Genomic DNA, 12733 nt, shown 5'->3' with positions numbered 1-12733 from the left:
TTGGATTTTAGCACAGACGTGGCGCTCAGCTTTCGATCGCACTTTCCTGAGTCCGCGCACCATTTCCAAAATTGTTGGGCGTGAAGTCGGTTTCGATCGTCGGACTCTCAAACAATTTACCAATTACCAATTACCAACTTGCGTTATTTCTGTTTTATAACTACCAACGTAATGTCGTCAAAAACTTTATGTTTGTCAATATGTTGCCGCAGATGATCAATTACTGCTTGTCGAATTTCTTCAGCCGTTTTGTGGCGATTTTCTTTGGTCACTTGGCACAATCTTTCTATGCCGTAATACACTTTATTTATATTTACAGCTTCGGTAATTCCATCTGTGTAAAGCACTACTACATCCCCTGGATTAAGATGCACTTGAACTTGGGAAACAAAATCAGCAATATCTTCCTCTAATCCCAGAGGAAAGCCGAGTTCCGTTGTATCGATCCGTTCGATGTTACCATCAGTACGGACTACAATTATTTCTTCATGTTGACCGCTGAGGGTAAGGTTACTATCTTGATAATCTAACAAAGTCAATGTCATGTTTTTAGACGAGTCGATGCGCTCGATATTGGCATAAAGGGTGCGGTTTAACACATCAAGAAACTTCACCGGATCGGTTTCGTTCATTTGTTGGAGAGTGCGGACGGCGGTTTGCGCCATAATCATTAATACGCCACTTTCTAAACCATGTCCGGTAACATCGCCGATGCTAATTTTTACCTTATCATTTTGGGTTAGCACGTCGTAGTAGTCGCCACCAACTTCATCGGCAGGTTGCATATATCCTGCTATTTCTAATCCTTTAATTTTATCTAGTTCTGATTGTTTGGGCAAGATCATTTGTTGCAGTCGTTTCGTGACTTCTAACTCAGCACTGAGGCGGATGTTTTCGGCTTTAAGTTTGTTGTTAAGGCCGCTAATTTCCTGGTTTGCTTGGGCGAGTTGGGCGGTGCGTTGTTGCACCTTTTCTTCTAAAGTTTGATAGAGACGGGCATTTTCGATGGAGATCGCAGCTTGGGCGGAAATGATGTTGAGGACTTCTAGGCGATCGCGCGTAAAAGCCCCCGCTGTTAAATTATTTTCTAGGTATAAAATGCCTACCAACTTACCTTGATTAATCAGGGGGCTACACAAGATAGATTTAGGTCGCTGCTGAATAATATATGGATCCGATGCAAACCTGCTTTTATTCGTTGCATCATCGATCGCAAGAGTTTCTTGCGTGCGTTCTACATAATTGACCAGCGAGATAGGAATCTCTTGACTTTCAGCCGCTGACTTGGAGATTAATTGACATCGTTCACCCGTACACTGAGCTTCAATTTTCCACTTACCTGCTGGGTCAGGTATGATGAAATAAAACTTTTCTGCTCCGGCATTTTCCAGCAAGACTTGCATCAAATTCGAGAGTAACTTATCTAAATGAACTTCCCCTGAGAGCGCTTGGGAGGCTTTGATAATTGTTGATAAATCCAGCTCGTTTGCAGCACCTGAACTGGTAGAAGTAAGAGTGGTTCTGGTCTGAACAATCGTTTCGCTTCTTCCACTCGTCAGGCTGTTTTTCCTACCGACGACTGGTGCGAGTAATTCAGAATAGCGCTCTTCTAAATCTTTAACTTTTGCTTTTGCTCCCCAGCGAATATAAGCATAGTAAGCGTCTATCATGTAGGTACGCGCTACTTTCTGACGACCTAAAGTTAAATAAAATTCTGCTGCTAGTTCATTGGCGAGGGCTTCGTGCTGGACGTATCCATTTTCCTTGGCTCCATCTATCGCCCGGTCGTAATATTCCATTGCTGAGAAAGATTGCCCTAACACGCGGGCTTTTTCTGCCTCTACTAAGTCATACTTATGCTGGTAATTGGCTGGGCAATGGAACGCCCAATATTTCATCTTTTGCTGATTTTCTTCTACTTGTTTCAGGTATTGTTGCTGCTTTTCCTCAGTTTCCTGAAAATACTGAGCTAAAAGAGCAAGAGAATAGTAAAAAATATGTTCTGAAAAGCTAAAGTTACTGTGGAGCATTGTTGAATAATTGACTCCTGTAATACCATGCTCTATAGCCATTGCATAATCTTGGAACAAATAGCAAAGCATGGTTTTAGCAAAAAACACTCTAAACAAGGCAATTGTATTATTAATACTTTGAAGATATGCGATTGTCTCTTCTTCATTTAACAGGTCGCCAATTAATAGCAATTTATTGTCTGCTCGACCCATTAAATTTGCCACTAACTGACCGATAATTTTGATGAGATAAAGCTGATGTTCTTGGGACAGCTTAGCTGTTAAATCGCTATAATTTTTTTGTTGCTCTTGCACATAATCCAGATGCTCTCCCTTAAAAAGCAGATGTGAGCAATAGTAATCAGCAGCATGACAAGCATATTCTATATCACCGACTTCTAAGCCGTTATTAATTGCTTGAAGCAAGGGGTCTATAGTAGTTGCCAGAGGCTCTTTTTGATGGTGATTACTGATAAAAATATTAACGAATATTTTAGATAAAAACTCTTTTCCATTTAACCGAGCCAACAACTGCAAAGATATTTGACCCAGTTTATAGCCAGAATCTATGTCTGGTATTAGCCAAGATATGAGTGAACCATAAATAGAATAAGCGTAAATAGAAACCAACGAATTTCCGTATTGAATCGAGAGTTCAATCATAGTATATAGAATCGGTAGCGCCATTGCGCTCGATCCAAAACAAGCAGGAGGCCATATAAGAATTAAAATTTGCATTGCCGCTAGCCTGTAGCGATCGCTCATTTCTGGCAAGTTCGCTAACTCCTCGATATTTAACTCTTGGGGGGGTGATTGGGATAGGGCCACTCCCAGCATTTCTAGAACTTGCAGTCCGGTATCTACCGCAGAATTGTTCTGGTTTTTAGCGAGGTTAAGCCTAATTTTCAGTTCGTATAAGTTGACTTGTTCGAGAATTTTTTTGGCTTTTTGGAGAGTGCGATCGCACAAAATTACTGCTCGTTCTAAATTGGCATTGAGATATTCGCCTTCCGCCGCTTCCAGATAAAAATTAAATGTCAGATCGTATCTACTTTCCCAGCTATCTTGACTCAGGAGTTCTATACCTACATTCAAATAATTAACAGCGGCTTCATATGCAGTAGCTGCCTTTGCTTTCTGTCCAGCAATCAGGTTTAATTCAGCCAAATCATCTTTTTCTGACTGATTAGTTAGCAAATCTGTGCCAAAATTCAGTTGGTTAACCAGAGCAAAAATATTATCTTTTCGCTCTTGCTCTGTTGTATTATTCAGCAACAGTTGACCAATTTTCAGGTGAGTGGCTTTTTTGTCTGACTCTGCAATCAAAGAATAGGCTGCTTGTTGCACGCGGTCGTGCAAAAATTTGTAGTCAACTTTGATATCGCGTATAGATGCCAACTCTTCCTGGGCAAACACTAGAGGAATTTTGTAATTTTCAGACAGCGGCAGAATCAAACCCGCTTGCATTGCTTCCCACAAATGAGCAGCCGTCGCTATGTTTGATTCTTCATTGACAATTGATAAAACTTCTAAGTTAAATTGGTTGCCGATACAAGCCGCTAATTTTAATGATTTCTGGGTTGTTTCAGGGAGTTTGCGAATATTGCGAGCAACCAGTTCAACAATATTGAAATCTGCGATACCAATTGATTGGATTTGTTGAATATCCCACTTCCAGCGGTCTGTGTCTACCTGATAAACCAGCAGATTTTCCGAGTACAGGGTTTTGAGTAGCTGCGTTAAAAAAAAGGGATTCCCTTGGGTTTTATTAAAAAGTAACTCTGAAAAAACTTTTATTTTGTCTGAATTTACGCTGGCATCGAGAGTGTCGGCGATTAATTGGTTGACGCTATCCAAAGCCAGCGCCTGAATGGTGATATTATTCACCACCGTTTCAGTTTCTTGAATTTTTTCTATTGTCTGGATTAAAGGATGAACGGGACTGACTTCGTTATCTCGATAAGCTCCAATCGTTAACAAATATTTGCTATCTGGGTCAGTGACTAAGAGTTGAATTAACTTTAGAGATGCCGAATCTGCCCACTGTAAATCGTCTAGGAATATGACTAGCGGGTGTTCGGGTTGACAAAAAACGCGAATAAATTGTTGAAATACCCGATTAAATCTGTTTTGTGATTCCGATGAACCCAGTTGAGGAACTTCAGGCTGTTTACCGATAATTAGTTCGACTTCGGGGATAACATCAATAATAACTTGACTGTTATTATCTAGCGCATTTAATAAGTTTGCTTTCCAAATAGCAATCTGTTCGGAACTTTCGGTTAATAGCTGACGAACTAATTCTTGAAATGCTTGGAGTAACGCCGCATAGGGAATATTGCGCTTAAACTGGTCAAACTTACCCGCAATAAAATATCCCCTAGCTGCTACAATTGGTTTATGAACTTCATTGACGATTGAAGTTTTACCAATCCCGGAATAACCGGAAACTAACATCATCTCGGTGGCACCGAGGCTGACTCGTCCAAAGGCATCTAGAAGAATTTGGACTTCGGTTTCTCTACCATAAAGCTTCTGGGGAATCAGTAATTGGTTGCCGCGATCGCGTTGACCGATGGGAAAATTTTCAATCTTTCCAGTTGTCTGCAATTGCTGCAAACAAGTTTCCAGGTCAAATTTTAATCCCGCCGCACTTTGATATCGGTCTTCCGCATTTTTTGCTAACAGTTTCATCACAATATCTGAAACCACTGGAGGAATTTCTGCTACCTCTTTAGGTGGGACGGGTTGTTTGGCAATATGACAGTAAACCAACTCCATCGGATCGGTGGTAGTAAATGGCAACTGGTTGGTCAGCATTTCATAGAAAGTCACTCCTAAAGAATATAAGTCGGTGCGGTAGTCAATTGCTCGATTCATTCTTCCCGTTTGTTCGGGTGACATATAAGCGAGAGTCCCTTCCAGCAAGTTGGGATTGCTAATGCTTTGGTTTTTCAATTCCAAGCGCGATGAAATACTAAAGTCAGTCAGTTTTACTTTTCCGGTCGCTGGATTGATAATGATATTTGAGGGCTTAATGTCTTTGTGAATGATCGGTACTTGATGGAGATAGATCAAAGTTTCTGCTAGAGCGATCGCTACCCTCAGCACCTCGGTTATTGACAGGTTATTGGCTGCCATAAAATGATAAAGGGATAGCCCCCCAAAATCTTCTAATATTAGCGCTAAACTATTCTGATAGTTTTCTAAGTTGTAAGTTTTGACAATTCCTTCACACTCTAAATTGTGAGTAATTATAAATTCTTGCCTTAAATTGGTGATTTGTTCAAGGCTAGGATATTGATTTTTTATTATTTTAACGATAACAAGCTGTCGATCCCGATTTCTTATCCCTCGATAAACAACGGTTCTGACTCCTTCGTAAATATTTTCTATAACTTCGTATTTTGAAAGAACGATCATTTTTTTTACCTTACCCTTTTCATTAACTATTCTAAATCGATGTCATCCAGTTCATCCTGACTTGCGGTCATAATCGACTGTGGAACGGCACAGCCTGCTTTGGTATTGCTTTGAGTGGGTTCGTTCATGTGGCTCTCCTGAGTTAAAATGTAATAATGGTAACAGTATATATAAGTATTTGATTTACGAATGGGAAATGAGGACTGTAACTTAGATACTATCTTTGATAAAGATTTCATATCTATTATCCCATCCCCTGCGTCAAAGCCCAATAGGAATCGACGTTAAGTTATTATCGGCTCTCTCGTACTTATGGTGATAATGCAAGCTAATAATTTAGCATGATCGAGAGTTTCAACGTTCAGTCTCAGATACTTAGTATCATCTGCTACTGTTAATGCCAAGCATCGGGGAGAGCCGAGGAAAAAATTATGTGATTAGATGTTTGCATCGACACTGATGTCATAAATGCTGCACTGGGGCAAGCGTAACAAGTCGCTTTAGCTGTCATATCAAGGTGCGACTCGGCTAAAATGTGGCGCGCCACATTTCTGGGGCAACTGTTCAATTAATGCGATGATATAAATGTGTGGCAATGCTCATACTGACGATCGCCACCAATCAACAACCAATTTAGGCTAGAACTACCAGAAGGTTGCCAGCCTCTGCGCTCTCAAATCGGTTCTATAAAACCGACACATTTTTAATGACGATAATTTTAACCAACGACGACGGCATCGATGCTCCCGGCATTCAAGCACTTTTGCAAGCAGTAAGCGGCAAGACAATTATGGTGGCTCCCCAAGGCCAATTGTCCGGCTGCGGGCATCAGGTGACGGCTCACAGTCCGATTCATGTCGATCGGCGATCGTCCGTGGAATATGCTGTAGGGGGAACACCGGCTGATTGTGTCCGCATCGCTCTTCATCACGTTTGTGCGAAGCCGGATTTGGTGCTTTCGGGTATTAACGCGGGCGGCAATTTGGGAGTTGACGTGTATATTTCGGGTACGGTGGCGGCTGTGCGGGAAGCAGCGATGCACGGTATTCCGGGCATCGCTATTTCCCACCGGATTAAAAGGCCGCTCGAAATAGACTGGGATGTCGCTACTCGCTGGACATCGCGGGTGTTGGCAGATTTGCTGAACCGGGAACCAAAGTCTGGGTGTTTCTGGAATGTGAATTTGCCCCATTTAGCGCCCGGAAGTGCGGAACCGGAAATTGTGTTTTGCCAGCCTTCGACGCAGCCGCTGCCAGTGGTGTACCGGATGGAGGGAGAATACTTTTATTATGCCGGAGAATATGGATCGCGCGATCGGGCGGCGGGGACTGATGTTGACGTGTGTTTTGAGGGTAATATTGCAGTGACTGAGATATCGCTGTGATGGGATTTGATGGATTTGGGCGATCGAAGTATATTTTTTGTCAACAAAGCGGAAGTAGGTAGGTTAACTTTGGTATCACTTAGCCTCAATATCCCAAAATAGGATAAAATATTTGTACGTAATTTTTACAGTCACGTAAGTCAACAAATGAGTCCTAACGCAGAAGCGAATTCTCCCAGCATCTTAAAACGCAAAGCGAGCAGCACTGTTGGTCGTGGCAAAGTAGCTAATCTCAATACCAATTTTAACTTTTCTGCATGGAGTGACGAATACGTTACTTTATATCTTGGCGATAGTCTCCAGCACTATGACAATTGGGAGCAACCTACTGTCATAGTTTCCGATGGAGCTTACGGTATTCTTGGGTTTGAAGGAGATACCTCAGATCACATTGATTTACCTAATTGGTATAAACCTCATATCGAGGCCTGGTCAAAAGCAGCCATACCCTGTACAACACTCTGGTTTTGGAATTCAGAGATTGGTTGGGCTATTGTGCATCCACTTCTAGAAAAATATGGTTGGCGCTATGTAAATTCCAATATTTGGAACAAGGGAAAAGGTCATATCGCAGGGAATGTTAACACACAAAAAATTCGCAGGTTCCCCGTCGTTACAGAAGTCTGCGTTCAATACGTCAGAGAAGTAACAGTTAATGAACTTACCTTAAAAGCATGGTTATTACGAGAATGGAAACGCTCAGGATTGCCGTTACGACGAGCCAACGATGCTTGCGGGGTAGTGGATGCAGCAACCAGGAAATACTTCGATCAAGGGCATTTGTGGTATTTCCCTCCGACCGAGATGTTTGAAAGGCTAGTGAACTATGCAAATGAGTATGGTAGTCCTCAAGGAAAACCATACTTTTCGCTGGATGGCAATCAGCCTTTAACGGGACAAGAATGGAGCAATATGCGATCGAAATTTAGATGCCCTCACGGTTTTACAAACGTTTGGGAGCGTCAAGCTTTACGGGGTGATGAGAGAGTTAAAACTCTCTCTGGAAAAGCATTACATCTCAACCAAAAACCTCTGGATCTGATGAACCTTATTGTTGAGGCATCGAGCGATGAAAACGATGTTATATGGGAACCTTTTGGCGGACTTTTCAGTGCAGCTTTGTCAGCACGGAAACTCAAAAGAAAAGCCTTTTCTTGCGAGATAGACCCCGACTATTTCTACTATGGTGTACAGAGATTTAATCAATAATTTCATCAATACTCTCTTCTCTAATCTGTAGATAATCTTGTAGGGATTTCTTGATGCTGCCTTCTAGGCGACTTGATAAAAGCTTATTCCACCGACCAACGGTCATACCGGAAACTTCAGTATTGTAGACACGTCGCTTAAATTCCTCAATGCCTGGATGTACAATTCTGTCCATCTTTGCAAAATTTGTATCTAGTCTATATTCATAGCGTATCCGTAGCTCCCGCAGAAGGCGCTGATACTCTCTAGTTGGTTTGTAGACTTTTCCTTGAGTACCCCATGAATCAACTATTTTCTGAGCTTCTAAAAACTCCTCCGCAGAGCCTTGGAATTTATATCCACTGGTGTTTGTTTGTTGCAAATTTGCTGTTCTTTGAGTTGTATCTTCCGGCTCTAAAACAAGATAATCCGGCGGATTGTGATAGTGGGTATCTCTCGCTACAGCTACCGATAAACCAGAGACAACGCACACATCAAGAATGCGAGGCTTGCCATAGATGATTTTATCGGGTAGCCATGCCAGGATAGCAACGTAGGTCTGATCGAACCTAAAGTGATTCTGACTATCTTTGAAACGTGCTGTTATCTCTGTTGCTAGTGGGAACCACGCTTTGATTTCTAATCCTGGCGTTGGTTGAACTATGCCGAGGAAAATAGTATCTGGAAAGCCAGGATCTTGCCTATGCCACTTTCCAAATTCAGCGAACTCATTTTGTTGATTCAAGAATTCAACGGTGTTAAATTCGATTAAATTTCCGACTAAGGGCGAAAGCTTTGAGATAACTTTAGACAGGTTCACCGCTGCATCTACGGTAACAGGTTTAGATACATCTAAAACGTCGAAAGTGTTACCCGATAAGCGATCTAGATATTGGGAGGCAAGTCTGATTACATCTTGGGTATTCATATCTCGCTCTCACAAGATGCTTTAGATATTTTTTGTGAAATTTTCCTAATAATATCGCAAGGATCTACACCAATTACATGAGCAACTAACAGAAACTCAATTACATCTAACCGTCGTTCACCGTTTTCATATTTGGCTACGAAAGACTGGGGCTTTTTAAGAGATTTAGCAACAGACTCCTGAGTTAGTTGCGCTTCTTTACGAGCCGCAATCATACAGCAACGGAAGGTTTCATATTCATCGCTAAAAACAGATTTCATTATACTTTGGGTTTAGGACTGCATATACCCTAGATATAATAAACCTGTTTTCGGATAATCCCAAAATAGGATATTTGAATCTGTTAAAAATCGATAGTAATGACAATTGAACAAAATTAATCACAGTTGAGAGAGTGGCAGCTATCTCTACTTGCGGCCCTCGGTGCTACCATAATTTTTTTTGTCATCCTTCGGCTTAGCAACACCATCAGGTTGTTTCTTTGGCTTTTTGACTTCTTTATTGCTTTTTCTTTCTTTTGACATGATTATTCCTCCATTTTGACTCAGCATAACATAGATTGACACATTTGCCTAACTGCCAGTAGAGAGGGTGATACTTTACAGATAATACTCGCTGTTAGTTTTGTAAAATCTGCAATATATTATCCGCTAAGTTTTGAACGAATACCCTCTACCGTTAGGCATATCGATAAATTCCTCATAAGTACAATGTCTGAAATTACTTTTCACCCCGATAGACTCAAGGAAATATTGAAAAGCACGATCGTATAACTCCTGCGAGACAACCGAGAAAATTTCTCGCTGATTAAGCTGTTGTTTTAGATCTAATTTTCCTCAAAAATGACAGGAGATAAAAATATGGAGATATGACCATGCCAGCCTTCGCGACACCTGAAGCAAACACAACTAAGAAATTTGCAGTCTCCGTTTAAAAAAGCTGTTAGTCACAGTGGACAACAAGAATATTATTTTACTATTGATTAATAATTAGGACAGTGTTTGATGGCTTACCTATTGAGAATAACGGTTTCACCGATCTCAGGATCGCGAATTAAATAACTTACAATTTTAATTGTTATTGTGGGATGGGCGTCCCGCCCGTCCTTTTTGGACGGGCGGGACGCCCATCCCACTTTCAAGAGTGGAAGTTATTTAATTCTCATTCCTCAGTACGATCGCAACGCTTGCCGAAGCACACTAGAGACCCACGATAAATCAAGGGTTTCAGACTATGACCTCAAAACGGTCGGGAATCTGGAAAAAGCACAAAGTATATGTATAAATATAAAGTTAATTGTCAGCTTTCTTGAAAGTGCGATCGCGTCCGCTCCATTTGAGATAAAATACTTATAAAGAGTGTTTATTTCTAAATAAATTTCCGCTATTAGGAATGTGACCAGTATGGAAGTAACCGAGCTGCTCAAAGAATACGAAAATGGAAACAGAGACTTTGCTGACGCAAACCTCAGCGGAGCAAACCTCAGCGGAGCTATGTTGGTCGGCGTCAACCTTTCGAGGGCTAACCTGTCGGGAGCTAACCTGAGTCGGGCGCATCTCACCAAAGCAGAACTCAACGACGCAAACCTTTACAGGGCAAATCTGAGTTTTGCCAAAATGGGCCAAGCCAGACTAGCAGACGCAGAGCTTACAAAAGCCAATCTCAGCGGAGCTTTCCTCGTCAAAGCAAAACTGCCCAGGGCAAAGTTGAGTGGCGCCCAACTCATCGGTAGCAACCTGCGGAGCGCCATCCTCTGGAACGCCAATTTGTGTACAGCCGACCTGCAATTCATCAATCTGCGGGGCGCTAACCTCACGGGAGCTAACCTCAACTGGGCCAACTGCGGAGGGGCAAAACTCAGCGGTGCAAAGCTTTTTGGCGCTCAACTAACAGGCATCTATCTCAGGAAAGCTTACATCAATGGCATTGACCTGAGCAGGACGGATCTCAATGGCGTCAACATGAGCGAAGCCAAACTAAACGGGGTAAACCTGGAAGGCTCTAACTTGTTAGCTGCCAATCTCAGCGGGGCTCAGTTGCGGGGCGTCAAGTTGATGGGAGCAGATTTAACCAGGGCAAATCTGGTGGGAGTTTCTTTGGTGCAGGCAAACCTCGATTGGGCTAGGCTGTGCTATGCAGACTTGAGCGAAGCCGACTTGAGCGGGGCAACGTTCACGGGAGCCAACTTTGAGGGTACTCAGTTAGCCGGATCAACCATGCCCCCATCTATGAGCAATGATGTCTACTTAACTGCAGCACGTGGTGTCGCAGCTTAGGCAAGGTCAAAAATTAATTTCGCATCCGAGTGGACGACTCTCGCATGGGTTTAACTTTTGATGCAGACATCATTACTTTTGTGAGAGTGTTGCACCGGCAAGAAATTTACTGATATTTGCGAGAGTTTGTAGCATCACAATTGAGTTCACCCGATTAATTTCGCGACTCGCAAAGCAGAGGTAATGGCTCCTTCGTGCAAACCATCCCCCAAATAAGCTCCCGCATGATAAGTGTGGTTCTCGCCATTAGTCTCGATAACTTCATCTCGATATCGAAAAGACTCCACAGTGTACAGCGGCGTGTGATGTTTCTGAATGTGAATAATGTGCTTTTGGGCGATCGACTCCTGCAGTTGAAAAGCTAAACTGTACTCTCGTGGCGAGGAGATGCCGCAAAGCTGATTCAAGCTCGCATTATATCCCCATCCCTTCTCCGTCTCGAAAAAATCAAATTCTGATAACTTGCGGATACCGTAGCGATCGTACATCGATGTATCCGAATGCAGTACAGTGGTTGCATAATTGGCTTTCCACGCCGAAAACCGCTTCGTTTCCGCCTCCGTCGGATCAGACAATAGCCTCATAACTTGATCGGGTGGCATCGCAAAAACGACCTTATCAAATTCCTGGATTTCCCCATCAGAAAGCACGATTTTTACAGCATCCGCACTTCTAAAAATATTGGCAATCTCCACATTTAGCCGTATATCGCCCTTAAATCGCTCCAAAATCTTTTCAATGTAAGAATACACCCCGCCTTTAATCCTCACCCAGTTGACCGAGGCATATTCGCGCAAAACAGGCATCGCTAATTCCGCCGGAAAATTGTCGAGTAATTCAAACGGTATCGAGTAGCTATACATCGTCAGCAACTTCAGCCAATAATTGCGGACGCACGAGCTTTTCAAAGACTCCGAAAGCGGCACATCGTAGAAATCGTGCTGTTTAGCAAACCGCATTTTTAAAATAAACCCCGCCGAACGAGCGTAGAGACTATCAAGCCGCAAATACTCGCTCAGACGTTGGATTCCGGTGAAATTCTTTCGGATAGAGACCGCAGACAAAAAGTGAGTGCCATCTTTAAAAAACAACGCTGAACCAATCTGCACGGGTTCTAATTCAACGCCGAGATCCTGCATAAAAGCCACGAAATTGTAAAACACAGTCGGAAATTCTAGCACCCCATTTTCTAATATTTCATTGCACTCAGATTGATTGGGTACAACATTTTTGTTCAGCGTCCTAATGTGTCCGCCTAAAATCGGCTGACTTTCCAACACAGTAACGTGATGCCCCTGTTTATCGAGCCAGTAGGCTGCTGCCATACCACTGGCTCCGCCCCCAACAATTGCAATTCTCATAGTTCACTCCTACTTGATAGAATGGAACATTAATCATCGAATGCTTAAGAGGTGTTGAAGAAACGATCCGATCCCCCCTAACCCCCCTTAATAAGGGGGGGGACAAGAACCTTTTTCTAGCTTTCTCTCGTTGCCAGGTTGGATGTGATGCCCTTTTTATT

At 42.5% G+C, this 12733-nt stretch carries 7 protein-coding genes; 3 read left to right on the top strand and 4 right to left on the bottom strand.

Annotated features, from left to right (window positions below):
• Window positions 1-143 precede the first annotated feature (143 nt).
• Window positions 144-5435, bottom strand: coding sequence for an AAA family ATPase (locus QT979_RS19715; RefSeq protein WP_333311454.1), 5292 nt, complete (start codon window positions 5433-5435; stop codon window positions 144-146).
• 706 nt (window positions 5436-6141) lie between these two features.
• Between QT979_RS19715 and surE the strand changes: the two genes are divergently transcribed.
• Together surE and QT979_RS19705 are read left to right on the top strand one after the other, a co-directional pair.
• Complete coding sequence (gene surE / locus QT979_RS19710; RefSeq protein WP_333311453.1) at window positions 6142-6819, top strand: 5'/3'-nucleotidase SurE; 678 nt, start codon at window positions 6142-6144, stop codon at window positions 6817-6819.
• Window positions 6820-6966: 147 nt separating this feature from the next.
• Window positions 6967-8028: a DNA methyltransferase gene (locus QT979_RS19705; protein WP_333212864.1), complete on the top strand. Its 1062-nt coding sequence runs from the start codon at window positions 6967-6969 to the stop codon at window positions 8026-8028.
• On the opposite strand, the gene QT979_RS19700 is transcribed toward QT979_RS19705, so the two are convergent.
• Window positions 8018-8935 carry a hypothetical protein gene (locus tag QT979_RS19700; RefSeq protein ID WP_333311452.1) on the bottom strand — a complete coding sequence of 306 codons (918 nt, stop codon included), beginning with the start codon at window positions 8933-8935 and terminating at the stop codon, window positions 8018-8020. The genes QT979_RS19705 and QT979_RS19700 overlap by 11 nt on opposite strands.
• Window positions 8932-9195 (bottom strand): helix-turn-helix transcriptional regulator, encoded by a 264-nt coding sequence (locus QT979_RS19695; protein ID WP_333311451.1) that lies wholly within the window; start codon window positions 9193-9195, stop codon window positions 8932-8934. The genes QT979_RS19700 and QT979_RS19695 overlap by 4 nt, the downstream gene beginning before the upstream one ends.
• A gap of 1143 nt (window positions 9196-10338) precedes the next feature.
• Here QT979_RS19695 and QT979_RS19690 point away from each other — a divergent pair.
• The gene (locus QT979_RS19690; protein ID WP_333216620.1) at window positions 10339-11211 is read left to right on the top strand and encodes a pentapeptide repeat-containing protein; all 873 of its coding nucleotides are present in this window, start codon (window positions 10339-10341) and stop codon (window positions 11209-11211) included.
• Window positions 11212-11357: 146 nt separating this feature from the next.
• Here the strand turns inward: QT979_RS19690 and QT979_RS19685 are convergent, their stop codons facing one another.
• On the bottom strand, window positions 11358-12572 hold the full coding sequence (locus tag QT979_RS19685) for an FAD-dependent oxidoreductase (protein WP_333216622.1): 1215 nt from the start codon (window positions 12570-12572) through the stop codon (window positions 11358-11360).
• Window positions 12573-12733 lie beyond the last annotated feature (161 nt).

This window comes from Microcoleus sp. w2-18bC1, assembly GCF_036700365.1.
GTDB lineage: Bacteria > Cyanobacteriota > Cyanobacteriia > Cyanobacteriales > Microcoleaceae > Microcoleus.
The sequence above is the reverse complement of the archived record's forward strand: the minus strand, read 5'-3'. Positions and strand labels throughout refer to the sequence as shown.